At 42.7% G+C, this 21,434-nt stretch carries 35 protein-coding genes; 26 read left to right on the forward strand and 9 right to left on the reverse strand.

The window, feature by feature from the left end; translation table 11 throughout:
- Positions 1-3: 3 nt before the first annotated feature.
- From HF312_17130 to HF312_17160, 7 genes are all read left to right on the forward strand, one after another.
- On the forward strand, positions 4-438 hold the full coding sequence (locus tag HF312_17130) for a hypothetical protein (GenBank protein MCU7521941.1): 435 nt from the start codon (positions 4-6) through the stop codon (positions 436-438).
- A gap of 80 nt (positions 439-518) precedes the next feature.
- Positions 519-689 carry a hypothetical protein gene (locus HF312_17135; GenBank protein MCU7521942.1) on the forward strand — a complete coding sequence of 57 codons (171 nt, stop codon included), beginning with the start codon at positions 519-521 and terminating at the stop codon, positions 687-689.
- Between the two features lie 165 nt (positions 690-854).
- Positions 855-1,127 (forward strand): hypothetical protein, encoded by a 273-nt coding sequence (locus tag HF312_17140; GenBank protein ID MCU7521943.1) that lies wholly within the window; start codon positions 855-857, stop codon positions 1,125-1,127.
- On the forward strand, positions 1,114-1,512 hold the full coding sequence (locus tag HF312_17145) for a hypothetical protein (GenBank protein MCU7521944.1): 399 nt from the start codon (positions 1,114-1,116) through the stop codon (positions 1,510-1,512). Before HF312_17140 ends, HF312_17145 begins: the two co-directional genes overlap by 14 nt.
- The gene (locus HF312_17150; GenBank protein MCU7521945.1) at positions 1,513-1,761 is read left to right on the forward strand and encodes a transcriptional coactivator p15; all 249 of its coding nucleotides are present in this window, start codon (positions 1,513-1,515) and stop codon (positions 1,759-1,761) included.
- Entirely contained in the window at positions 1,761-2,117 is a 357-nt protein-coding gene (locus HF312_17155) for a DUF3846 domain-containing protein (protein MCU7521946.1), read from the forward strand. The genes HF312_17150 and HF312_17155 overlap by 1 nt, the downstream gene beginning before the upstream one ends.
- Positions 2,117-2,416 carry a hypothetical protein gene (locus tag HF312_17160; protein ID MCU7521947.1) on the forward strand — a complete coding sequence of 100 codons (300 nt, stop codon included), beginning with the start codon at positions 2,117-2,119 and terminating at the stop codon, positions 2,414-2,416. Before HF312_17155 ends, HF312_17160 begins: the two co-directional genes overlap by 1 nt.
- Before the next feature lie 99 nt (positions 2,417-2,515).
- Here the strand turns inward: HF312_17160 and HF312_17165 are convergent, their stop codons facing one another.
- From HF312_17165 to HF312_17205, 9 genes are all read right to left on the reverse strand, one after another.
- Entirely contained in the window at positions 2,516-2,860 is a 345-nt protein-coding gene (locus HF312_17165; GenBank protein MCU7521948.1) for a hypothetical protein, read from the reverse strand.
- A 356-nt stretch (positions 2,861-3,216) separates the two neighbouring features.
- Positions 3,217-3,804, reverse strand: coding sequence for a hypothetical protein (locus HF312_17170; protein MCU7521949.1), 588 nt, complete (start codon positions 3,802-3,804; stop codon positions 3,217-3,219).
- Positions 3,801-4,082, reverse strand: coding sequence for a hypothetical protein (locus tag HF312_17175; protein MCU7521950.1), 282 nt, complete (start codon positions 4,080-4,082; stop codon positions 3,801-3,803). The genes HF312_17170 and HF312_17175 overlap by 4 nt, the downstream gene beginning before the upstream one ends.
- A gap of 13 nt (positions 4,083-4,095) precedes the next feature.
- On the reverse strand, positions 4,096-4,656 hold the full coding sequence (locus HF312_17180) for a hypothetical protein (GenBank protein MCU7521951.1): 561 nt from the start codon (positions 4,654-4,656) through the stop codon (positions 4,096-4,098).
- Between the two features lie 125 nt (positions 4,657-4,781).
- The gene (locus HF312_17185; GenBank protein MCU7521952.1) at positions 4,782-5,825 is read right to left on the reverse strand and encodes a hypothetical protein; all 1,044 of its coding nucleotides are present in this window, start codon (positions 5,823-5,825) and stop codon (positions 4,782-4,784) included.
- Positions 5,822-6,085, reverse strand: coding sequence for a hypothetical protein (locus tag HF312_17190; GenBank protein MCU7521953.1), 264 nt, complete (start codon positions 6,083-6,085; stop codon positions 5,822-5,824). The genes HF312_17185 and HF312_17190 overlap by 4 nt, the downstream gene beginning before the upstream one ends.
- Complete coding sequence (locus HF312_17195) at positions 6,072-6,218, reverse strand: hypothetical protein (protein MCU7521954.1); 147 nt, start codon at positions 6,216-6,218, stop codon at positions 6,072-6,074. Before HF312_17195 ends, HF312_17190 begins: the two co-directional genes overlap by 14 nt.
- A complete protein-coding gene (locus tag HF312_17200; GenBank protein MCU7521955.1) occupies positions 6,208-8,154 on the reverse strand; it encodes an AAA family ATPase in 1,947 nt (648 codons plus the stop codon). The genes HF312_17195 and HF312_17200 overlap by 11 nt, the downstream gene beginning before the upstream one ends.
- Positions 8,151-8,360, reverse strand: a complete 210-nt coding sequence (locus HF312_17205; protein MCU7521956.1) for a helix-turn-helix domain-containing protein — start codon at positions 8,358-8,360, stop codon at positions 8,151-8,153. Before HF312_17205 ends, HF312_17200 begins: the two co-directional genes overlap by 4 nt.
- Positions 8,361-8,537: 177 nt before the next feature.
- Between HF312_17205 and HF312_17210 the strand changes: the two genes are divergently transcribed.
- From HF312_17210 to HF312_17300, 19 genes are all read left to right on the forward strand, one after another.
- Positions 8,538-8,975: a hypothetical protein gene (locus tag HF312_17210; GenBank protein MCU7521957.1), complete on the forward strand. Its 438-nt coding sequence runs from the start codon at positions 8,538-8,540 to the stop codon at positions 8,973-8,975.
- Positions 8,976-8,994: 19 nt separating this feature from the next.
- Positions 8,995-9,399, forward strand: a complete 405-nt coding sequence (locus tag HF312_17215; protein MCU7521958.1) for a hypothetical protein — start codon at positions 8,995-8,997, stop codon at positions 9,397-9,399.
- Entirely contained in the window at positions 9,399-9,578 is a 180-nt protein-coding gene (locus HF312_17220) for a hypothetical protein (protein MCU7521959.1), read from the forward strand. The genes HF312_17215 and HF312_17220 overlap by 1 nt, the downstream gene beginning before the upstream one ends.
- Positions 9,568-11,019 (forward strand): DEAD/DEAH box helicase, encoded by a 1,452-nt coding sequence (locus HF312_17225; protein MCU7521960.1) that lies wholly within the window; start codon positions 9,568-9,570, stop codon positions 11,017-11,019. Before HF312_17220 ends, HF312_17225 begins: the two co-directional genes overlap by 11 nt.
- Positions 11,020-11,033: 14 nt before the next feature.
- Positions 11,034-11,231 (forward strand): hypothetical protein, encoded by a 198-nt coding sequence (locus tag HF312_17230; protein ID MCU7521961.1) that lies wholly within the window; start codon positions 11,034-11,036, stop codon positions 11,229-11,231.
- A 389-nt stretch (positions 11,232-11,620) separates the two neighbouring features.
- Entirely contained in the window at positions 11,621-12,133 is a 513-nt protein-coding gene (locus HF312_17235; GenBank protein ID MCU7521962.1) for a hypothetical protein, read from the forward strand.
- 5 nt (positions 12,134-12,138) lie between these two features.
- Positions 12,139-12,807: a hypothetical protein gene (locus HF312_17240; protein MCU7521963.1), complete on the forward strand. Its 669-nt coding sequence runs from the start codon at positions 12,139-12,141 to the stop codon at positions 12,805-12,807.
- Between the two features lie 14 nt (positions 12,808-12,821).
- The gene (locus tag HF312_17245; protein MCU7521964.1) at positions 12,822-13,706 is read left to right on the forward strand and encodes a hypothetical protein; all 885 of its coding nucleotides are present in this window, start codon (positions 12,822-12,824) and stop codon (positions 13,704-13,706) included.
- Positions 13,706-13,927, forward strand: a complete 222-nt coding sequence (locus tag HF312_17250; GenBank protein MCU7521965.1) for a hypothetical protein — start codon at positions 13,706-13,708, stop codon at positions 13,925-13,927. The genes HF312_17245 and HF312_17250 overlap by 1 nt, the downstream gene beginning before the upstream one ends.
- 2 nt (positions 13,928-13,929) lie before the next feature.
- Positions 13,930-14,610 carry a hypothetical protein gene (locus HF312_17255; GenBank protein ID MCU7521966.1) on the forward strand — a complete coding sequence of 227 codons (681 nt, stop codon included), beginning with the start codon at positions 13,930-13,932 and terminating at the stop codon, positions 14,608-14,610.
- 1 nt (position 14,611) lies between these two features.
- A complete protein-coding gene (locus tag HF312_17260) occupies positions 14,612-14,911 on the forward strand; it encodes a hypothetical protein (protein ID MCU7521967.1) in 300 nt (99 codons plus the stop codon).
- A complete protein-coding gene (locus tag HF312_17265) occupies positions 14,908-15,891 on the forward strand; it encodes a hypothetical protein (protein ID MCU7521968.1) in 984 nt (327 codons plus the stop codon). Before HF312_17260 ends, HF312_17265 begins: the two co-directional genes overlap by 4 nt.
- Positions 15,892-15,954: 63 nt before the next feature.
- Positions 15,955-16,368 carry a hypothetical protein gene (locus HF312_17270; protein MCU7521969.1) on the forward strand — a complete coding sequence of 138 codons (414 nt, stop codon included), beginning with the start codon at positions 15,955-15,957 and terminating at the stop codon, positions 16,366-16,368.
- The gene (locus tag HF312_17275) at positions 16,361-16,849 is read left to right on the forward strand and encodes a hypothetical protein (GenBank protein MCU7521970.1); all 489 of its coding nucleotides are present in this window, start codon (positions 16,361-16,363) and stop codon (positions 16,847-16,849) included. The genes HF312_17270 and HF312_17275 overlap by 8 nt, the downstream gene beginning before the upstream one ends.
- Positions 16,821-19,346 carry a hypothetical protein gene (locus tag HF312_17280; GenBank protein ID MCU7521971.1) on the forward strand — a complete coding sequence of 842 codons (2,526 nt, stop codon included), beginning with the start codon at positions 16,821-16,823 and terminating at the stop codon, positions 19,344-19,346. Before HF312_17275 ends, HF312_17280 begins: the two co-directional genes overlap by 29 nt.
- Positions 19,347-19,650: 304 nt before the next feature.
- Positions 19,651-20,016 carry a hypothetical protein gene (locus HF312_17285; protein ID MCU7521972.1) on the forward strand — a complete coding sequence of 122 codons (366 nt, stop codon included), beginning with the start codon at positions 19,651-19,653 and terminating at the stop codon, positions 20,014-20,016.
- Between the two features lie 185 nt (positions 20,017-20,201).
- Positions 20,202-20,363, forward strand: coding sequence for a hypothetical protein (locus HF312_17290; GenBank protein MCU7521973.1), 162 nt, complete (start codon positions 20,202-20,204; stop codon positions 20,361-20,363).
- Positions 20,338-20,625, forward strand: coding sequence for a hypothetical protein (locus HF312_17295; protein MCU7521974.1), 288 nt, complete (start codon positions 20,338-20,340; stop codon positions 20,623-20,625). Before HF312_17290 ends, HF312_17295 begins: the two co-directional genes overlap by 26 nt.
- A 92-nt stretch (positions 20,626-20,717) precedes the next feature.
- The coding region (locus HF312_17300) for a PD-(D/E)XK nuclease family protein (protein ID MCU7521975.1) at positions 20,718-21,434 on the forward strand (717 nt) is incomplete at its 3' end.

The raw sequence follows: 21,434 nt of genomic DNA on the forward strand, positions 1-21,434 counted from the left end.
ATCATGGAAAAAATAAAAGAATTGGTGAAGGGGGCCACAGAAATGGCAGCAGCAATTGATAAGAAGAACAGCAAGAAGAATGAGAAGGTTGATGTTGACAAGTTGATTGATGAAGTAATCGACGGAGCTAATGTATCGGAGAACAAACCAGATGAGAAAAGCGAAGTGAAAGCAGCAACAGATTCAGCAAAAGTTAAAATCATCATTGCCAAATTGCCGGACACCGTTACGCCAAAGGTATTGAGTGAATTGTTTCAACTCAACGATAGTGGCAAAACTGTACGGAGACATTTGAGAAAATCATTCGGCGACAACCACGATGCTCAAGCTGATTGGAAGTGGGATAAAAATGATCCCGTGCTGAAGTCAATCGTGACATATTTCGCTGAACGTTACAATCCCGTGGTTAAAGAAGAAAAGAAGGTGGAGGCAAAATAAATTTGCCTCTTCTCTTAATGCAACCGTTGCCGGATAAGCAAGCTCCGGATGTGAAATGCAGAGCAAGAGGAGGTGAGAGTATGAAGAGATTGCTCATTGGTGTAGCAATAGGTTTTGTTCTCACAGCAGCTGTGGCAACATATACATTCTACAACTTCAAGGTTGATGCTGATGGGAACTACGTGTACATTCAAGTCTTTGGCCAGATACACGAATTCAATTATGGAAAGCCATTAGTTCAACATCCGTAATGAGATGAGAGAATAGTCAGAATGTTTCACGTGAAACAATGACGGCGGGAGCGCTAAAAGCCGTAGTTTTCTCAACATTTTACATGAAATATTCTGAACTCTGTTCTCGATTCGGTTGCCCATGTCGGCAAACTATTCAAAATTTTACAAATGGAGGTAATTATTATGTCTAATAAGAAACAAGCAGTCTGGCAATACCAGGGTGACATGAAATGCCCAGATTGTGGATGTTATTCATCCGTATGGACAAAAGGTAGAGGTGGTAACATGATTATGAGATTGACATGTAAGCATGGTCGTGGAACTTATCTTCGTGATGCAAACACACCATGGCAAGATCCGGACAAATTCATGGCAGAAAGAGAAAGAGCTCACATAGCTGAGTTAAATATCATATCTATACAATTAAAAGGAGGTAAGGCACATGCAATGGTCTAAACAAGAGGGTGACAATTGGGTATTCACAGAAATGGGTTATGTAATGTGGCAAAATTTCAGAGATAAAATAATCAAAGTTGATATGGAGAGTGACAGTCCCATACTCAAACTTGTAGCTGAAGGTGGCAATGAAATCATACGCTGCACAGAGGAGGCACCAGATTATATTTGGGCACAATACACACCAAACACAGATGAGTTCACGATTAACAAGTATGTGGTATTACATGTCATTTTTGGAGATGAGTGGACATTGGGCCAATATATGAATGATGAGTTATACGCCATGAAGATAATCACAGAGATAACATTGGCATTAATCAACGCTCCGGCTGATATAAAACTGGAGTTCCGTAAACGTCTTAAAGAAAGAAGGGGTGAATAAATGGCTGAATTCAAATGGGATACGGAAAAACTTGTTGGCACAGTGGGCAAGAACCAAAAGGGAGACGAGATTCAAATTCGTCTCACCTCTCTTAAAGGTAAGAGTTACGTTGATGTCCGTACTTATTACAAAGACAAGAATGATGAGTTAAAGCCAGGTAAAGGTATCAGCATACCCGATGACTTAGCAGACGAAGTGGCTACAATTATAATGGATTCAGGTTCAAACATGAAGGAGGATGATGAATAATGGCACGAAAACTTAAGGGTATGGTAGTAAAGGTAGATTTGACTACGGAGATAAAGATGTACGATGAGCCATTCTACAAAACGATTGGTGAAGACGTTGACGGTTGGATTGAAATCGTCAGACCCAGAGATTTGCCAGAGGGACTCGTCATGGTGGTTGATGAAGAGGGACTCATTAAGAATAAGCCAGTTAACTTGCTCGGCTCACTATTCTATGGGCATTATGCTCCCATCGTGGGAGATATCGTACTTATACGTGAAGGCATGACAAACGAAGGTATGGACTTCATGTCTCTCACAGATGCTCAGATTAACTTCATTGAGAATATACTCAAAAGCCTGAAGGAGGATAGATAATGGACATAAGACAACAGTTTGAACACAGGTTGGGCAAATTGATTGATGACATGGAGTCTGCCAATCTAGTACAAAGTGAGCAAATCAGTATACTCGAATCGGCTATAGAATCATTGAAGGCACGGGAAGACGATAAGAAGCTATACAAACCACGTTCACTACTCGGAGTTTTAATTGACTTAACATCTGACCTAGAGGAAGCTGATGAGATACTTGAAGAAAAGATTAACGAATTGGCTGAGACAAGCGAAACACGCAAGTCTTCGACCACAATACCACTCTCATCTGATGATGATTAACGTTCAATAAAATATCATATTTCATACGTCTATGAAGGCATCCAGTTTCATTTTTGGATGCCTTCTTTATGTATACTCTGTGTATTCATATTGTCAAAATTATAAGTTAGCATCCCAGTTGCCCTCACATTCAGCTCCACGCTTACCTCGACACTCTCGCATAGTCTTACGCTTACCAGCTGGCTCATTCCCCCCGCTTCCAGCTGTGTATCTACCCCACACCTCCTCCAGGTACACTTCACGGATGGCTCTACTACTCATTCCTCCCTGCACATCATTCTCATAACTCCTACTAAGCTCAGATTCTACTGAGTTAAGCTCCTTTTCGAGCTTATCCTCCCCAATCTTCTCTTCGAGCTTCGCTCTCAGCTCAGCTAAGCTACTCACTCCTTTGAACTTCAGTCTTCTACCATTCACTACAACCTTTAGCTCATCACTCATCATCGCACCCCCTTATTCTTCTGAATCACACAAAGCTAATATTATTACTATAGCACGAAATGCTAATGAGATAAGATAAATTACTAATCCTATTAGTTCCATTTTATTTCTCCTTTCTCATTCCTCAACCGGTATCACACATATACATACACATATTATATATATGTGTATGTGTATGTATGATTGATACAGTTTTTCATTCTGTACACAACTGTACAATTCATATTGTAACACTGTCATATCAACGTCTATACGGTTCACTGTACATCACTGTACACATTGATGAATTGTACAGCGTTATATGACAAAATTGACTTTTTACCAGCACCAAATTGTACAGTGTGTACAGTGTTTTACGTCTATTCTTGTTTCTCATCGAGCCAACTCTCTAACACCTGTGCCATAAGCAGATTTGTGGTTTTGTTAAGACTCTGTGACTGCAGCTTATACTTCAGGTATACATCTGATGAGATACGGAGCGTTACTGACACATTATCTTTATTGCTGGCACGTGGCTTCTGTGGCTTCATTTCATCCCACTGCGACAAGACATCTGGGTCATATTCTTTGATGTATTTGGCGAGGGTACGAATGCAAAAGCTTAGTGCTTTAGCGTCTGTGTTGAGGAACGTGGAGAATTTGTTCTTTATGTCATTCAGCTTAACTTCATTCTCATCTGTGAGTTCTACGTTGATACGTTTGTCTCTCATCACAGCATATGGCCCTTCCACAGACTGTTTGCCGTTCTTCATTACCTTCCTGTCTGGCATCTGGAGGTGGGGGTCTTCACGTTCTATTGAGACAAGCCGTTTGTTAGCAAGCATTAGCTTGTGAGTAACCATAACGGCGACATTGAGGTAGCCTCGTTTTGAGACTTGCCTCGTGCCCACTCTGATACAATGCCACTGTTCGACTCTTGTTGGGTTGAATGGTATTATTCTGCTCATGTCTTCAACCTCACTGGTCTTGTTCTCCGTGCATACTGTGACTGTAACTCTTCCACCGTCATCCAGTTATCTTCAGACAGGCGGTCATCTACTCTATCAGCTATTCTTGGGCCAGGTACACTGACCGCCTTGTCCTCTGTGAAGTACACTCTCCCCATGCGTACACTCTTTATAGTGATGACTCTACCTAGTTCGAAGTTGAGTTCTACACATTGACATTTGGCACCTCTCTTCAGTTCATACGGGTCACCTATGGGTACTAATACTACATTTGACATATTATCTCCTCCTTCATAACGTTGGGAACAATGCTCGGGGTAATGTTAACCCCTCAGCATCGGCCTCATCGAATACCTCTCTCCACTCTTCTTTTGTCATCGTGACGGGCTTTAATGCCAGCTTTCTACGCTTCGCCCTTAGCTTTCTTGCCTCTCTTTTTTCTATATGTTCTCTGAGTTTAGCCATTGCCTCATCATGACTCATACCCCCTTGAATGTACTTATAGTACCTTATCTTGTTGGTGTCACTGAGTATATCATATTTGGCATCATTGACTATATGGCATCCCGATGCTAATAGCACAGGATTGACTGCATACCTGCCGGGCCCTACCTTAACGATAAGGCCCATGCTGATATACTTAGCGTAATGACTAGTAGGTATGTTGTGTTTCCGTTCACCCACTAACACACTGTGTGGGTTGATTAAGTAATATAACTTTCTATGGTTTATTACGCCACCGTTTTGTAGGATAGCCATGACGATTGATTTGTAATAGTCTTTCTTACCGCTTACGAATCTGGTGTGAGTAGGTGTAGTATACCATCCTCTCTCGTTTGGCATAATAGGCATAGCTTATTCCTCCTTTACTCGGGCCAATGAATACATCCCATACATTCTCCAGGGGTATCACAGTCAGCACAATAATCTCTGTGTTCAGTATCGTCTACCTCAGTGTTTATCAATTCATCCACGGTCTAATCCTCCTTCTTCAGCACTTCTTTAGCTAATTGCTGCCGTTGTTTACGTGTGGACTTTGGGATGTTAATATCATCAGCTTTTGGGTTATACAAACCAGCTTCTACGTCAGCCTTCATTCTTCTCATTTGATTCCTGAGCCTGTCAGTGTATTCACATTTGCCTCCACAGGAGAAGAAGATATGCGGGGTTGTTTGTTGTAATGGGAACCCTGCAGCCTTTTTATGTCCTCCTCCACCAAGTGACTTAGCCATAGCACCTACATCGACCTTTCCTCTACTTCTGACTGATGCCTTGTCCTTCCTAAAGTCTAATGATAGAACGTACTCCAGTTCAGGTATTGCTTTCAATATCTCATGGCATACAACTGACACATATCTATCAGCAGCTAGGAGGCCATATTTGTTACCTTCAGCATCCTCTGCAACACTGACCTGTGCTAATGAGTCATTGATGTATTGCTGTTCCCATTCAGTGTCCAATTGTATCAAGGCTATCTCTGTGTCACTCAACGTCACACTGGGTATCTGCAAGAATCGTTGGAAGAATCTTACTTGACCCAACAGTCCCAGCAATCGTGTGAAGTCTTTACTTACAGGTTTAGGTTCAGTGTCATGTCCCCAGGTGTCATAATCGTCAGCAATATCAGCTAAGTCTTTATAATCCTGAATGTTGAACTTCTCAGACAATAGTCGATACATTGCATGGGACGCTGAGAATGATATGTCACATAGTGCCCAAGGGTATTGCACACTCAGCCATTTTGCCGTTGGGTGATGGTCTACCAGGTCCACGTTGCCACGTACATTGAGCAATTCAGCTATGTCCTCATTTACAGACATGTCGCTAATCATTATTGGGGTATCCATATCTTCAGCTACTAGCTGCATAACGATCTCATTCACCTGGTCATACTCCACGAAGTACACCTGTGTACCTGGGAAGCACTTCGCATATAACACCGCACAGGTTACACCATCAAGGTCTGTGTGTGTTATCAATATCCTCTTTTGTCTTGGGTTTAATTCAATTACTTTACTCATTCTCTTCTTTCCTCCCTCTGCTCTAATATAGCTACACATACCGCCGCTATCTCTACCAGTTCTTTCTTTATCTTCGTTACATCTCCATCATCGTAATTGTACAATACCGCATTGATGGCCTCTCCCAGCTGGCCTACTTGTTTACCCAGTATAAGGTACCATTCAGGTAACGTATGGGGGTTATCCTCACCCCACTTCCAATCCTGATAGTTACGTTCAGCGTCTACTAGTTTGAGGGCTTCTTCTCTACTCACCGCCATTTGCTCTTTCCTCCTTCCACTCATCAAAAGTCTGGGGCTCTAACCCTAAGGTTCTCATCTCTGTGCAGTAACCCCCGTATAATTTATACAACTCCTGTTTGAAATCTTCATAAATCTCCTGTTTACTCTTCATTACCTCTCTCCTCCTTATTCACAGTTTTCCATAATTCCCCAACTTGAATGATTAACCCTTTTGCCTTAAGGCTCTTCAATCTCTCCTTCAGTTGCTGTTTGCTGATACCTAGCGCCTCTTTTATCTCGGCCTCTGTGACACCAGCATTACCTTTGATAAGGTCATAAACCGCATCATCATTGTTCTCGATGAAGTCAGCTATTTTGGCCTCATACGTCAATTCTCCAGGTTCACCAAATTTAAATACAACGTCAATTTTTGCAGGTTTACTAAAAGAACGAAATTCACGTTCTACTGCTATCTCATGTTGTTCCTCATTGATGACCTGCGTGTACATAGCAGATTCAACCCACCCATGAAACAATACTGATCCCAGCATCCTCTGACCCCCACGGTCTGACTTACCATTCTTGTTCCAGTGGTGTATAACTATTACGGAGGTCTTATACACGTACCTCAACTTAAGGAGCCAGTTGAGCATAGGCCTGATGTCTTTAGATGAGTTCTCATCTTTGCCTCCCATCATAAGGTACAACGGGTCAAATACTATCAGCACAGGGTTGACTTGTTCAACTGTCTGCTCTAATGACCTACGGTCCTCCTCGTTAGTGAAATCGAATCCCTTGTTGTTCATAAAGCTGATAGGCAGTATTGGGGGCCACTGTACCTTGATAGTATGGTTGTTAACTACCTGTACCTTACCATCAAGTAAACCTCTACTGTTGGCAATCTTAGCTACCCTATCCTTAACCAACCACGGGTCATTCTCTTCCTGTATTACTAACACAGGCCCAGAATGATGCACTGGAAACTTATCCATGAAGTCTGTACCTGATGCCACACTTACTATCATGTCAGAGGCAATGACAGACTTATATGTCTTAGGTTCGCCACTTATCATCCCGTGAGATGTTCTCTGCCAGATTCCTTCAATCATCCAGCCAGGTTGAGTTAGCTCCATGCCCATCAAGTCACAATAACTAGTCCACGACTTGTCTTTGTACTCTGTCTCTGTGGCCGATGGCTTGATTGTCTGAGCAGCTTTCTCAACTTCACCAACTATCCTTCTAGTCTCGTCTCTTCTACCTTTGTACTTGTTCCAGTTGCACGCTGCGACGAGTTTCACAACGGCATCCTGTGGCACTCCACTCTCCAGCAACTTACATTCAAGTTCCCAGAGTCTAGCACTTCTGTCCTCCAGTAATACGTCATCCTCTGTAGCAAACAATAGCTCCAGAGTCTTTGTACCCAGCTTAGACAAGTAAGGTTTCACTAACTCAGGCAATAATGATGGCTCTGATTCGAGGATCTCCTCAGCGTCCAGCTCAGTTAATGAATCTACATCATCCACATCAGGCAGTGACTCAAACTTGGTAGGAGAAAAGTGACTCTCATCATACCACAGTAATTGTCCTTTGGGTGCTCCCTCATATTTGTAGTTTCTTAAACCAGGAACCCTCAATACCTGTGTAAGGTCCCATCCTCCAGGATCTGCCCCAATGAAATATGTAAGCTTTTTGTTGAGTTTCTCCCCAACGTCAGAGGGGACAGCTTCTTTTAGATTCCAGATAGCTGCGTACCTTCCTGGAGAACTCTCCCATGCCATACTTGGTCTTAAGTCCTTCGGCAGTTTTTCAGGCTTTACTTCATCGAGGTCAGCATATAAGCAGGTCAATTGTCTAATGTTGTTCTTGGTTGACCTAGACTTTTGAAATACAGAAGGACACCAATATAGGTCATACTTTTTAGTTACACTATCTTTAACCCAATTGATGATTCCTTCACTGTCTTGAGGCCATTGAAACATCTTCTCTTCCCATGTACCTGCATGATTCTTCGGTCCTTTAGGGCTCGAGGTACTTCTTAATTTACGAGGTAGTCTAACCCATCCTTTTTGATTACCCCACACTTTAAAGATGGTATTAACCCCACTCATGTATTATTGACCCCCTTGTTTTTAGCGATTCTAGGAGCATCAGGCCAATCCTTGGGGAGTTTATCCTTGGGGAACAGCCATTGCCACCCAACTTTGATAGCGGTTAACCTTTTTGTCTCCGCTGCATATCTTATCTGGGTGTAGGTTTTGTTATATAATGCCATCACTTCGTTTAGCGTGAGATACTCATCTTTATCTCCGAACAATTCATCACCTCCTTTCATATTTCTATAATTTATTCATTTATATTATATAACATCGTCAATGACCTTGTATACTTTTTATATAAAATTTTTATAAAATAGTTTACAAGAGGTATAACTCAATGATATAATTAAATTAATTAAATGAATGAAGTTAAAAATGATTAGGAGGAAAAGATTATGAGTAACAATGAAGAGTTGAAAGGTTTGAAGGACAGATTAAGGGAGAGGGCTGAAAGAACTATAGAACATGTAGAGAAGGTATCAGGTAGTCAATTGCTTGTTACTATCAAGGATTCTGAGGGGAAAATAGTGTTATCTGAATCTGTTAGTAATATGATATTATTGTATAAGGTTAAGGATGGCACAGGGTGCTTCCGTGACGGTAACAGTGTATTTATATTTGATATGCTGGAGAGTGCAATAGGGGACATAGTACAGTCGGATCCAAATATAGAGCATGCCCTTAGTCTTTACCGTAGTGCTAAGGCTGTCAACTCCTCGTTAGAGACGTTAGATACATTCATGTCTAAGAACGAATCAGAACATGACTGTGAACACTGTGAGGCCTACGATGAGTGTTTTCTACCTATGAGAAAGCCAAGACAGGAAAAGTAATGACTGGGGGGTCAGATGTATGAAACCTAAGTGGGCAATATCGATACGAACTCACGAAGTAACAAAGATGTTTATGTTAAGAGGAAAGGAAGGGCAGAGTAACTTAGACTTCTATAAAGAGGTTATTAAGTTGAAGGTACAAGAGTTGAGAGACAAGTTTACGGGGAATCGAGCAGGACCAGTTACGATAGATGTTATATCCCGACAGGTTGCATTTAAACCTCCGAAGGACAAGAAGATACCACGTAATCATTACTGGTGTCCTTACTGTATTAAACCTCGAATATTTGTACATAGAGAAAAAACTGGGAATGACCACTGCCCAATATGTGGCGTGTCGGACCAAGACTTTTATGTTAAAAAGTTTAATGGCATATTCAGGAGAGAATTTGAAGAATATGCAATGAGAGGAGCGAGGAAGTAATGAACAATAGTCCAGAGTACCAGGAGGCATTGGCTGAATATCATCAGGCCTTACAGAACTTTTCATACGCTGCACCTGAATTTCTAGATATAGCCATATTGTTATTATCAGCCGCAGAGATTAAATTAGACATGGCAGCTCATACTGATAGTAGAGGAAGGATTAGATATGAAATATAGGTTCAAACGTAAACCAAGGCCATATCAATTGGCAGCATTAAGAAAAGCTCTAGACCTGGACGGTGCCATAGCTCTCTGGTTTGACCCTGGGCTCGGTAAGACGAAGGTAGCAATTGATTTCATGGCTATTAAGAGAATGACTCAACAATTAGAAAGAGTACTCATCATATGTCCACTATCAGCTATGGGCATATGGGAGGATGAGATGATAAATGACATGCCCAATGGCATCAACTACACCGTGGTGACAGCCGTTGGCGCAGGGAAAGAAAAATTGAGACACATAGCCGAGGCCACAGGGGTGAAGAACTCCCTGTGTGCCTTAGTTATTAACTACGATTCACTGAGAAATGACAGCGTACACAAGGCTTTGAAAAAGTTTAAGCCCAGCCTGTTGATTGTGGATGAGATGCATTATTGTAAGAATCATACCACTAAGAGGTCAAAGGGTGTATATGCTATAAGGAAGTTAGTCCGTTGGGTTATCGGGTTGACGGGTACTCCTATCCCTAAGAACCCTTTAGATATATTTGGACAGTATAAGATACTCGATGAGAGTATATTCGGGACCAATTTTAAGAGGTTTAAAGATACTTATGCAATACCTCATTATATGTTCCCAAGCAAGATAATAGCATGGAAGAACTTAGATGATATGGCTAAAAAGATACACAGGATTGCTTGTAGAGTTAAGGACGAAGAAGCTAAACAATTACCTCAGCTCATAGAGCAGGATGTTCCTGTGTACTTTTCAGATAAATCTAAAAAGGTATACCGGCAGATGGCTGAGGAAATGATAGCAGAGTTGGAAAACCTGGAAGTTGTGACAGCAGCCATAGCAGCCGTGAAGGCAACTAAACTTCAACAGATCACCGGGGGGTTCTTGATGAGGACGGATACCTTTGAGGGACCAAACGGTGAACCTAAGAAGCAGCAAGTGGCCTTCCCTGTAGGAACAGAAAAACTTGACGTATTCATGGATCTTGTCACCCGATACATTGATGACCACAAAATATTAGTTGGATGCAGGTTCCTATGGGAGATATCTCAGATTGAAAGTCGATTAAAGAAAAGAGGTGTTAGGTATGTAACCGTAAAGGGTGGTATGGATGGGGATGCCAGAACAGAGGCCAGGAAACAATTTCAAAGGGACTCTCTGTGCAGGGTAATAATCTTTCAGGTTTCAGCCGCCACCGCTATGACGCTGACCGCTGGCGATATTGGCATCCTCTACTCCTGCACGAGGAAATGGGATGACTACTGGCAATGGTTGAAACGTATCCACAGAGATGGTCAGACTAAGCCAGTTTATATATTAAGACTTGTAGTGAAGGGCACTATCGACTATCAGGTACTTAAGGACCTGGAGACTAAACGTGACTTTACAACGGCTATGGTTGATAGGTCTAAGTATCGTGACATGTTGAGACCCAAATTTTAAGGAGGTAAGCTAAGATGCCTAAGATAGAGATTGATATGACAAACGTAGGGCGAGCTTCACAGAAAATGTGGGAACTCGTTTGGAACATTGAAGATGTGTTAGGAATATCATACTCTGGTCCCGATGATTTCAAGCGGGTCAGTGAGTGGATTGATGAACACAACGAGGAATACTACCACGAGCTGGGTAAGGGAGGTGTAGATGATGAGTAATCGCTTTGTTAAGACTATTCGTGAAAAGGTCAAATACCCGAATGAGGAAGGTGAATATGGGGCGTGGGATATCTTATCCTGTGAACAACGTAAGTTCTTAATCGAATGTGCCGATTATATAGAAGCTCTGGAGAGGGAGATAGACCGTATTAAAAGTCGTTGACAGAAATTCAACTTTGTCATATAATAAATATATGAAATAAATTAATTGAAGGGGGAGTTAAGATGCCGGGAGCAGTACAGGTAGCTGGAATAGCATTAATATTGCTACATACCATCGTCTTAGTTGGAGGATTAATTAGAAAGAGACCAGTAACTCGGTACGATATGCTAAGTTCAGCTACGGCTGTTACTTTACTATTCATCTTATTTTGAAAGGAGGTGAGAAAATGATTATAGTTACAGGAGCAGATAACACGGGTAAGTCCACACTGGTAGATCACATTGCAGACAAGTTTGGTATAATGAAGGTAGATAGGTATCACACGTTGCCACCTGTGGATTATGTGGACTGGTATCGCTGGGTTAAACAAGTATTAGACACCAGGACCCATAGTATTATAGACAGATTCTTCGTAGATGAGTTCGTTTATGGTCCACTGAAGAGAGGTAAAATCAGTCTACCTGAACCTAAACTGGGGCAACTAAAGTATATGTTCTACCGCCACAGACCGCTTATTATAGTCTGTGAGACTGACTTAGAGACTATTGAGAGTACATACGAGCAACGTGAACAGTACCCTAATCTCGATGAGATACCTCTAGTTATGGCTAAGTTCAGGGAGGTTATGGATAGTGAGCCATTCAGTGAATGCCCCGTGTGGTATCATAACTTTACTGAGCCCCATGCGGCTGAGATGACAGACAGGGTAGTTAACATTTATTTAAAATCGAGGAGGTAAGATGTATGAATGTAAATGACTTCAAGGCTCCAGAACAATTGCCGGAAGACACACTGATAGCAATATTTAAGCACCAGCACGACTTAGCGGGGAAGTATCTCGATATTGAGGAAGCCAATGGTTTACTCCAGACCAGAGATATACCTGTCAACATCCATGACAAACTTGGGCAGGCCCGTATCAAGGATGAGTTTTGGAGGGTTACTGAGGAGGTATGCGAAGCTCTCGAAGCTCTCGATGAGGAGGACCTCCCGCATTTTCACGAGGAGTTAGCGGATGCCATGCATTTCTTTGTAGAGGCCTGTGTTTTGTCTAACTTTATGGAGTTTGGTGTAGAGATACATAATGGCAACAAGGACACCTTGTACAACCTGTTCTGGGAGTCCCATGAGGTACAGCCACAGTTTGAGGAGCAGGTTAATCCTTTTTATATTCACCGTAAGGCTATGTGCTTTATTAAGGAATTAGGACTTGCAGCTAACTGCCTTAAGAACAAACCGTGGAAACAAAGCCATGTGCATACAGATGAGGCAAAATATCGTAACATAATGAGTAAGGCATTTCGTCGATTTATTGACCTCTGTAAGGCCTCTGGGTTCAGTTGGGATGGTCTCTACAATATGTACATGTGTAAATACGAAGTGAATAAATTCAGACAAAATTCTGGATATTAATTTTGGAGGCATAAATGTTTAGAATGAGGTGTAAAAACTTTGATGACGGGTATTTCAAATTAAATAACTACCTATTCTTCAATATAGGGTATGACATGGTAAGGGGTACAGTCACATCCCACAGCTTCCATGACGAACTCATATTTGAAACAGCTAGTTGTGGACTCAACATGCATGACATTAACTACACCATCAGCAAGTGGAAGATGCTAATTAATCTGTATCTTGACCCGAAGGAACTGGGGCTCATGTGTGCTAGGTTACTTCATTACAGAAACGGTAAGGGCCACAAAGATTATATCCCTGACATAGGTATGCAGTTTAAGAAACGTCGCAATGTGTCTGGGTCTTGTCTGATGTCTATGACAGTGGGATTCAACCCCACAGATGGCTGGCATTGTGAGGTATTTAGTAGGGCATCCGAGCTCACCATGAGGTGGTACGTGGACCTGATATTCGTACATGTACTACTACGTGAGATAGGCAAGGTAGTTGGCTTCACCGTAAACAATATTAAAGTATATTGGCATATGGTCAGCACCTATCAGTCTATTACCTCAATGCCTTGGTTTGTCATTATGGCGGGCAAGGAAGAGTGGCTCTGTTCAAACTTGGAGTTACTCAATAACCCCACATTAAGGACTCATGACTGGGAGTTGACTAAGTGGCAAGAGGCAACTGTCAAGCGGTTTGAGAAGACATATCTTAAGGGTGACTATCAGAACTTCAAAGTTCAACGTAGACCTATGGAAGCTTACCTCATGTTAAAGGGTGAGATGGAAAGAAAGGACCCTGTATGGACTAAGGATCTTACTCTACCTGACATAGACATCAACCAAGAGGTAGATTTTGCATCAGACCCTGAAAATGATTGCTTTGGGAAAGGAGGTTATAGATAATGGCTGAGAACACAACAGTACCACAGGAGGACATGGCTCAGGACCTACCCCCGTACATTCAAAGGGAAGATTGTACGGAGGAAATGGTTAACTCCCTGATTAAGTTGGGCTATACTCCGTGGCAAATAACTCCAAAGACTCAGGAGTTAAGGAAAGGACCTGTGCTGATTAGCATAGAGACTAAGTTAATATATCACTTCATAAGAAAGAGGGTAAAATAATTATGAGATTCTTCACTACATTTGGTCAAGCTATAAACGAGATAACGAGAGACCTTGCTGAGATGGGCTTAGAAGTTCATCCACAGACTATGCAGGATAAGTATGTAGGAGATGACCCTAACTACGCTACTAAGGAACTTCAGAACTATATGTACACAGTCTTCAATCCCTTGAATAGCTTGGGTGATCTGAATGTATCACAGCCGTGGGCAGACCTTGAGTTTGGGGAAAGAATAGCCCCTGTGGCAGTCAACCCCGGTGAAGCTTACAAGACAAGGATTGAGGTATGGAATGAGTTCCTGCATGATGGTAAGTTTGCCTATACTTATAATGAGAGACTCCGTAATCAATTATGGAAGTTCATACATGAGATTCAGGGGCACCCTGACAGCCGGCAGCTATATGTGTCTATATGGGACCCAAACACTGACCCAGACAAATTAGGTGGAGGAAGTAGAGTCCCATGTTCATTGGGCTATTTGTTCCAACTCCGTAATGGTAAGCTTAACATGACCTACATGATGAGGTCCTGTGATTTCATCACTCATCTCCACAACGATGCCTACCTAGCTACCAGACTTATGGACTATGTGGCATATCACGCAGGAGTTGAGCCTGGAGACTTTACTCATTTTATTGGGAGTCTGCATGTGTATAAAAAGGACGTGAAAGGAGTATTTTAAGATGGCTAAATATGTGAAAAAACCTGTTGAGATCGAGGCCTTTCAGTATGACGGTGACCTTAAGGACAGTCACGGCGTTCATTATGTTCCTGAATGGGCAGTTGAGGCTATCAGGAGGGGGACAATATATTATGGCTCTATCCCCCCGTATGGAGGACCACCCTGCGAGTTATTTATTAAGACCTTAGAAGGTCCACACCACGTGAGTGTAGGTGACTACATTATCAAGGGGATAAAGGGTGAGTTGTACCCATGTAAGCCAGACATATTCGAAGCAACCTATGAGGAGGTAAGCGAATGAGTAAAGTTTGGCCTATGGGCTGTAAAAAGATTGATACTGAGGACCAGCTCCAGAGAATCATACATGATGATAACTATATAGGCCAGAGAAAAATCAAGGGGGTTCGTGCAGTAATGCACGTCCTCCAAGACGGTTCTCTTAAGTTTACAACCAGAGGGGCTACGTTAGATGACCCGGAGACACCCATAGACATTACCCACAGGTTGAAACATCTGACCCGTCAGCGTTTTAAGTCACTAGCTGGACTAGTCTTAGATGCTGAAATGTGGGCCCCAGGGATGGATGACTCTGAGATAGCCGGGAAGCTGAATTATCGTTCAACTGTGGAAGTGCCTCGAGAGATTGAGCCATATTTCTTTGATGTTATTAATGTGAGCCGTTTAGACTTAGGTGATAAGCCGCTAGCATTTAGGCTTAAGCTCTTGGAGAAGTTAGGTGTCCTGTTTAAGAATGAAGACGTTATGACCTGGGCTAACTTTGTCCCACATGTGCAAGGAGCAGAAGACAAGGAGAGATACCTATATGAACTTTTGGAGAATGGCGAAGAAGGTATGGTATTCAAAAATCTGGGCTCTGGTTACATATTCACCGAAAAAAAGTGTAAAAAGGCGGGGTATTGGTATAAGTATAAACGGAAGGACACTGTTGATGCTGTTATTACCGGGGCCACACCTCCTGAACAATTTTACAGGGACACTAACACGGGAATTTATGACCTGGGTAGACATACAAAGGCTTGGGCGCTTGGGTGGTTTGGAAGTCTTAATTTTACGTTTACCAAAGGAGATAAGGAGTTTACGGGCTCATGCTCAGGAATGACAGATGAGATGAGAAAGAAACTCAGTGATGGTAACCACAGTGTTAAGCCAGAGTATGTGGGCAGAGTCATTGAGGTGGAGTTCTTTGAGAGAAATAAGTACGGCAACTGTGAGCACCCTCGTTTCCTCCGTTTACGTGAAGAGGTTGAAATTGAGGGTTGACATTAGTTCAATAATTTTATATAATTAATTCATAAAATAAAATCATTTAAGGAGGTAGTTCAAATGAGTAAGGTAGAGGTAAAATACAAAGAGGTAAAGAGACCAATTATTAGGGTGATAGCGAATGACAGTAATATAAAGGATAGAGCATTGGTGATACAGCCCTCACAGTCTATCAAGAATGCTTTGACTGTGTATGTGTCAGGAGTAAATAACTCTAGGGTTAGGATTAGCCGTAGTGATGTGCCCGAGTTGTTGAACGCTATCAGTCTTTTAAACCACAGTGGTGAGTTTAAAACAGATGATAGTTCTACCGAGGACCTGGTGGTCACCTTCAAGAGGGGCAATTATACTAACACCTTGAATTTAGGAGATTTCAAGAGACCTGTGACCATAAAGGAGTGGGGCGATTATCGGGACAAAGTTGAAAGAGTAATAGGACAGGTACTAAGACTGTCAGGTGATAACAATGAGTAGGATAAGTAGGGACGAGATGTTCATGCAGATAGCACAGATTGTAGCCCAAAGAGGTACCTGTGATAGAGCCTCCGTGGGGGCTGTTCTCGTCAACAATAATAGGAACATAGTCGCCATCGGATACAATGGGGCCCCAGCTGGAGAACCTCACTGTGACGAGGTAGGTCATAAGTTAGTCAACAATCATTGCACTAATGCTCTCCACGCTGAAGAGAATTGTCTGGAGGCCCTTCAAAAAAGTATACACTATGACCGGGACGGTTACCCCATAGGTATAACAGGATACCACTTGACGTTGTATGTAACTCACTACCCTTGTATGAAGTGTGTACATAAGGTAATCTCAGCGGTCAATGTAGGAGGGTTGCCTATTGGAAGAATTGTGTATCTACACCCCTTCGGGGACAACCCTTCAGTAAGACAGAAGTTGTTGAAAGGAGCTGGAATAAGCATTGAGCGACATATCAGGCCTGAGGAATGAAAACTGTACTATGTGCTCCCTATGTGAGAATGCCGAACACGTCTGCCTCTGTGGCACCGGACCTGTCCCCGCTAAATACATGATAGTGGGGGAGGCCCCCGGGCTGGGTGAAGACCGCACAGGATTGCCATTTCAGGGGCAGTCAGGTAAACTACTCCGTGCTACACTTAGAGCTATGGGCGTTGATGATAGTCAGGTATACATAACTAACACCTGTAAATGTAGGCCCCCAGAGAACAGAACACCTAGCAAGGAAGAGATAAAAGCTTGTTATACATACCTGAGTTATGAAATAGACACTGTTGAGCCTGAAGTAATTGTAACCCTAGGAAATTCTGCATTGTATGCCGTCACAGGACACTCAGGTATTAGTAAGTACAGGGGCAGTGAGCTCGAGAAAGGAGGGGCTATGGTGATACCTACATATCACCCTGCCGCTGTATTACGCTCTCCCAAGTATACTAATCAGTTCAAGAACGATTTACGGAAGGCATTTGGAGACACGTCAGAAAAAACTCAAAAATTTGAACCGGTAATTCATTATGTAATGAATAAAGAATCACTTAGAGAGCTAATTACGCACCTTCAAAAGGCCTCTAAAATCGAATTGAATTACGGTGCACTTGACCTAGAGACAACAACATTTGATTATTGGAGACCCGAGACTAAGGTAATGTCTATGGGTGTATGTGTGGATGATGTACACACCTGGTCAATACCTATGGAACACCCTGCAAGCCCCTGGAGGGGACAATCACATAAAATAGTAGCCCTTGTAAAAACCTTCTTGGTGGGTATGAAGTGGGTGGGTAATAACTGGAAGTATGACAACAAGTGGATGAGAGCTAAGTATGGTGTAACTGTTAATTTTGGTCCAGACAATATGCTTATAGGTTACGCCAATGATGAGAATGCCCCCCATGACCTGAAGTATCAGGCGGCAGTACACTGTGGAGCTCCAGACTATGCCAAAGATATAGTATGGCCCAAGAAGTTTGACCCTGTGGTGGATGACATCAATAAGAAGGTGGCCGAATATCTAAAAATGGACCTCAAGAAGTTAATGAAATATCAGGCTCTTGACTCATACTACACACGGCAGGTATACCCTAGGGAAAGGGGCATACTCGTGAAAGATATGAGAATAGCTCGTATCTACAAACATCTACTTGAAAAAGGTAGTACGGTCTTCATGTATATCGAGGAATTCGGCATGTGGATTGACCCCGAGAGGCTAGGGAAGGCCACAGAGGAATGTGTCACCAATCGAGATGCTGTACTGGAGAAGTTAAATAGCCTGATACCTGAGGGGTGGTGTGAAACTCATCTCAGTAAGAAACAACTCAAACAAGGATTCAACTGGAACAGTACGAAGCAACTCGGGGCATTGTTATTTGGTGAAGATGGATTAAATTTTCCTGTATTGCTCAGGACTGATAAGGGTGCGCCAAGTACGTCAGAGTCTGTGCTCATATCACTAGGAGCGGACATAGATCATCCTGTGCTTGAGGGGCTGATGGAGTATAGGAAGTGGACAAAGTATCTTAATACTTATCTTGAACCATGGAGGGCCAAATTAGATGAGAACGGTAGAATACATCCTACATTCAAGCTGCACGGAACTGTCACCGGGCGTCTATCGGGCGAGGACGGAGTGCATCAGGTACCTCGAGACAAATTCATTAGAAGTTTGCCTGGAGCTCCTGCCGGATGGTCCTTCTTTGAAATTGATGGATCCCAAATCGAACTCCGAGTAGTGGCAGCTGTAGCCTGTGAGAGGACCATGCTACGTATCTTCGCCACAGGTGGGGACATACATCGAGAGACAGCTGCTACCATAATGGGTGTTGACCCTAAGGACGTTGGGTACGATGATAGAAAGAAGGCAAAAGCTGTTAACTTTGGTTTTGTATACGGTATGGGCTGGAGGAAATTCAGGCAATACGCCTGGGAGAAGTATGGTATACGTCTCACAGAGGCTGAGGCTAAATTGTATCGTAAAAGGTTCTTCGAGAAGTATCCTGACTTACCTGCATGGCATGCTAAGATGCGAAGACTGGTCAGAGCTATGGGCTATGTTGTATCACCTATTGGACGTAAAAGGAGACTTCCAGACATATACTCAGTAGATGAGGATAAACAAGCATCAGCTGAGAGGGAAGCAATTAATTCACCCGTGCAAGGGTTCGGAAGTGACTACGTATTAGCTGCATTTATTGACATGGTATTGGTAAAGATAGCACAAAAAGACCCCAACTTCGAAACCATACGTCCTGTGGGGGCAGTTCACGATGCCCAGTACTATGAAATTCGCAACGATATGTTAGAGTATTGGCCCACAGAGATTAAGAAGAACTTTGATGACCCAACTAGATTAAGGAAGTGGTTCGGCTATGAACCTCCGGTAGCTATCACAGGTGACTGTAAGATAGGGACACACTGGGGTGACGCTAAGGACTGGGAGCTAGGTCAACCACTGCCATTTACTCCGAGGTGATAATATGAAGGTATTTGAAATCTTGTACCACCGGGCTCTGACGGATAAACACAGAGGTAAGGAGAAGAAGTACATTACTCGATTGCAGGGTTTTCTTGATAAGGTGGGTGTGATACATGTTAAAAGAGGTCAGAAGTAAATTAGACTCGAAGGCTAACACCAGTGAGACATACGAACAGTTTATAAGGAACTCAGAAGAGGATTTCGGGATGGGACACCCCAGTTTTGAGTTATATACGCTGGATGAGTTAGAGAAGTACATCGAGTGGTTAGACTATCTGTGGACGAAGTAGGAGGTGAGAAGATGAACTCAAGGGCTGAGAAACGTAGGGAGGCACGTAAGAATGACAAGACTCCCACTTATAACTTCAATAAGGAGCAGTTGGAGTCTATAGTTCAGGACAAGACCCAAAGGGACATTCAAAGAGCTAAGGAAGAGGCTACACAGGATGCTTTAAATTTTGCTGCCAATGGTATGATAGCTGCTTTCTCTCTAGCCTTGCATGACCACTTTGGTTTCGGCAACAGAAGGTTGAGAAAGTTGATGGATAAGGTTAACAGAATCTTCGATGCTCTAGACTATGACGGGGCTGATATGAGTATAGATGACCTGCTCAACCTGTGTAAGGAAGTAACAGGGATAGACGTTAAATCTGAAGTTGGAGGGTAAAAGGATGGATAAGGATAAGGTAAGAGTTATGAGAATCTTGGTGTATGAAGGCCCACGAAAGAGTGTAGAAGATACTCTAAAACATAGCATGGTCCCCCTAGAGGGGTCGGAGATAATTGGGGAGCTTACTATAAAGTCAACTATCGTAGATAAGTTTCCTGAGGTACTAGATAAGGAGGTAACCAATGACCCAGATTGCTGATTATGTTAGGCAAGTAAAGGAACTCGAGACAGAGATTAGTGAGATGGAAGATGCATTAAGACAGAATAAAGTTGCACTCTCCCAGCTGTTAAGTATAGAGGTAGAGGAGGTGAACCCGTGTGAAAAAAACAAGATACAGAGCTAATGCGACAGAAATAAATAAGGCACCTGGACACATCAGGTATCTGTGGGTAATACAATTTAAGGCCTCAGGATATAGGGCAGCTACTCCTACAGTGGCTATGACTTATCAGACACTCGATAGAGTAGACCCTAATTATGTAGAGGTATTAAGGGTGGTTGACCTATCTAAGGATAAGGTGCTTACATTAGCCCCGGAACGGCTGGAAGAACTAAAATCTGCCTGGAGGGAGAATTACTTCAACCCCGAGTGGGACATAGTTTAAATGAAATAATTTAATTTTAAAGTTTACAAAGTTTCTGCCTTATGATACAATAATAATGTAGAAAAAATATGATATGAAAGGAGCTGGTACAAATGAAGGAAGTTTCACCACAGTGCATTAAAATAGGAGTGGTGGAAGGCGAGGAAGGCCTTCTGGAGATTTCAATATCTAAAGCGAAGAAATGGCAATCTTGCCAGAAGGCCTTCGCTTATCGGTACAACGATAAACTGAGACCCAAGAAAAAGGCTACAGCCCTCAGACGTGGTACATGGGTACATAGTTGCCTTGAGCAACGTGCCCTTGGTAACGATTGGGTGAAGGTCATTAAGGATCTCAAAGCTCAGGAATATGACAAACTGTTTCTGGAGGAGAAAGTTGAACTGGGTGACCTCCCCACGGAGGTATTTCGTATGATGAGGGCCTACCATCAGACATACCTGAAAGTGGATGCTGAGTACGAGACCGTACGTGCTGAACAAGACTTTATGATACGGGTACCTGGAACCAAAATTGTCCTAGTGGGAAAGATTGATGCCATCATCAGACACAGGGTTAGTAGAAAGGTATGGATTGTGGAGCATAAGACGGTGGGTAAGGACATACCTAGTGAAGATTACAGAATGTCAGACGGTCAGACAGCTGTATATAGTTGGGTACTAGAACAAATCGCGCCAATACTTGGCTTCAAGCCTGGAGATGTTGCAGGGGTCCTGATGGACTATATCAAAACGAAGCCACCTACAATTCCTGATATGTTGAAAAATGGGACTATGTCACGTAGAAGGATAAGTTGTGACCGTTACACGTAT

It is taken from the genome of Ignavibacteria bacterium, assembly GCA_025612375.1.
Lineage (GTDB): Bacteria > Bacteroidota > Ignavibacteria > Ignavibacteriales > SURF-24 > JAAXKN01.

What these genes read in the sequence shown, in the direction of transcription:
- HF312_17130 (MCU7521941.1), top strand. Translation starts at nt 4, where the DNA reads ATGGAAAAAATAAAAGAATTGGTGAAGGGGGCCACAGAAATGGCAGCA.
- HF312_17135 (MCU7521942.1), top strand. Translation starts at nt 519, where the DNA reads ATGAAGAGATTGCTCATTGGTGTAGCAATAGGTTTTGTTCTCACAGCA.
- HF312_17140 (MCU7521943.1), top strand. Translation starts at nt 855, where the DNA reads ATGTCTAATAAGAAACAAGCAGTCTGGCAATACCAGGGTGACATGAAA.
- HF312_17145 (MCU7521944.1), top strand. Translation starts at nt 1,114, where the DNA reads ATGCAATGGTCTAAACAAGAGGGTGACAATTGGGTATTCACAGAAATG.
- HF312_17150 (MCU7521945.1), top strand. Translation starts at nt 1,513, where the DNA reads ATGGCTGAATTCAAATGGGATACGGAAAAACTTGTTGGCACAGTGGGC.
- HF312_17155 (MCU7521946.1), top strand. Translation starts at nt 1,761, where the DNA reads ATGGCACGAAAACTTAAGGGTATGGTAGTAAAGGTAGATTTGACTACG.
- HF312_17160 (MCU7521947.1), top strand. Translation starts at nt 2,117, where the DNA reads ATGGACATAAGACAACAGTTTGAACACAGGTTGGGCAAATTGATTGAT.
- HF312_17165 (MCU7521948.1), bottom strand. Translation starts at nt 2,860, where the DNA reads ATGATGAGTGATGAGCTAAAGGTTGTAGTGAATGGTAGAAGACTGAAG.
- HF312_17170 (MCU7521949.1), bottom strand. Translation starts at nt 3,804, where the DNA reads ATGAGCAGAATAATACCATTCAACCCAACAAGAGTCGAACAGTGGCAT.
- HF312_17175 (MCU7521950.1), bottom strand. Translation starts at nt 4,082, where the DNA reads ATGTCAAATGTAGTATTAGTACCCATAGGTGACCCGTATGAACTGAAG.
- HF312_17180 (MCU7521951.1), bottom strand. Translation starts at nt 4,656, where the DNA reads ATGCCTATTATGCCAAACGAGAGAGGATGGTATACTACACCTACTCAC.
- HF312_17185 (MCU7521952.1), bottom strand. Translation starts at nt 5,825, where the DNA reads ATGAGTAAAGTAATTGAATTAAACCCAAGACAAAAGAGGATATTGATA.
- HF312_17190 (MCU7521953.1), bottom strand. Translation starts at nt 6,085, where the DNA reads ATGGCGGTGAGTAGAGAAGAAGCCCTCAAACTAGTAGACGCTGAACGT.
- HF312_17195 (MCU7521954.1), bottom strand. Translation starts at nt 6,218, where the DNA reads ATGAAGAGTAAACAGGAGATTTATGAAGATTTCAAACAGGAGTTGTAT.
- HF312_17200 (MCU7521955.1), bottom strand. Translation starts at nt 8,154, where the DNA reads ATGAGTGGGGTTAATACCATCTTTAAAGTGTGGGGTAATCAAAAAGGA.
- HF312_17210 (MCU7521957.1), top strand. Translation starts at nt 8,538, where the DNA reads ATGAGTAACAATGAAGAGTTGAAAGGTTTGAAGGACAGATTAAGGGAG.
- HF312_17215 (MCU7521958.1), top strand. Translation starts at nt 8,995, where the DNA reads ATGAAACCTAAGTGGGCAATATCGATACGAACTCACGAAGTAACAAAG.
- HF312_17220 (MCU7521959.1), top strand. Translation starts at nt 9,399, where the DNA reads ATGAACAATAGTCCAGAGTACCAGGAGGCATTGGCTGAATATCATCAG.
- HF312_17225 (MCU7521960.1), top strand. Translation starts at nt 9,568, where the DNA reads ATGAAATATAGGTTCAAACGTAAACCAAGGCCATATCAATTGGCAGCA.
- HF312_17230 (MCU7521961.1), top strand. Translation starts at nt 11,034, where the DNA reads ATGCCTAAGATAGAGATTGATATGACAAACGTAGGGCGAGCTTCACAG.
- HF312_17235 (MCU7521962.1), top strand. Translation starts at nt 11,621, where the DNA reads ATGATTATAGTTACAGGAGCAGATAACACGGGTAAGTCCACACTGGTA.
- HF312_17240 (MCU7521963.1), top strand. Translation starts at nt 12,139, where the DNA reads ATGAATGTAAATGACTTCAAGGCTCCAGAACAATTGCCGGAAGACACA.
- HF312_17245 (MCU7521964.1), top strand. Translation starts at nt 12,822, where the DNA reads ATGTTTAGAATGAGGTGTAAAAACTTTGATGACGGGTATTTCAAATTA.
- HF312_17250 (MCU7521965.1), top strand. Translation starts at nt 13,706, where the DNA reads ATGGCTGAGAACACAACAGTACCACAGGAGGACATGGCTCAGGACCTA.
- HF312_17255 (MCU7521966.1), top strand. Translation starts at nt 13,930, where the DNA reads ATGAGATTCTTCACTACATTTGGTCAAGCTATAAACGAGATAACGAGA.
- HF312_17260 (MCU7521967.1), top strand. Translation starts at nt 14,612, where the DNA reads ATGGCTAAATATGTGAAAAAACCTGTTGAGATCGAGGCCTTTCAGTAT.
- HF312_17265 (MCU7521968.1), top strand. Translation starts at nt 14,908, where the DNA reads ATGAGTAAAGTTTGGCCTATGGGCTGTAAAAAGATTGATACTGAGGAC.
- HF312_17270 (MCU7521969.1), top strand. Translation starts at nt 15,955, where the DNA reads ATGAGTAAGGTAGAGGTAAAATACAAAGAGGTAAAGAGACCAATTATT.
- HF312_17275 (MCU7521970.1), top strand. Translation starts at nt 16,361, where the DNA reads ATGAGTAGGATAAGTAGGGACGAGATGTTCATGCAGATAGCACAGATT.
- HF312_17285 (MCU7521972.1), top strand. Translation starts at nt 19,651, where the DNA reads ATGAACTCAAGGGCTGAGAAACGTAGGGAGGCACGTAAGAATGACAAG.
- HF312_17290 (MCU7521973.1), top strand. Translation starts at nt 20,202, where the DNA reads ATGACCCAGATTGCTGATTATGTTAGGCAAGTAAAGGAACTCGAGACA.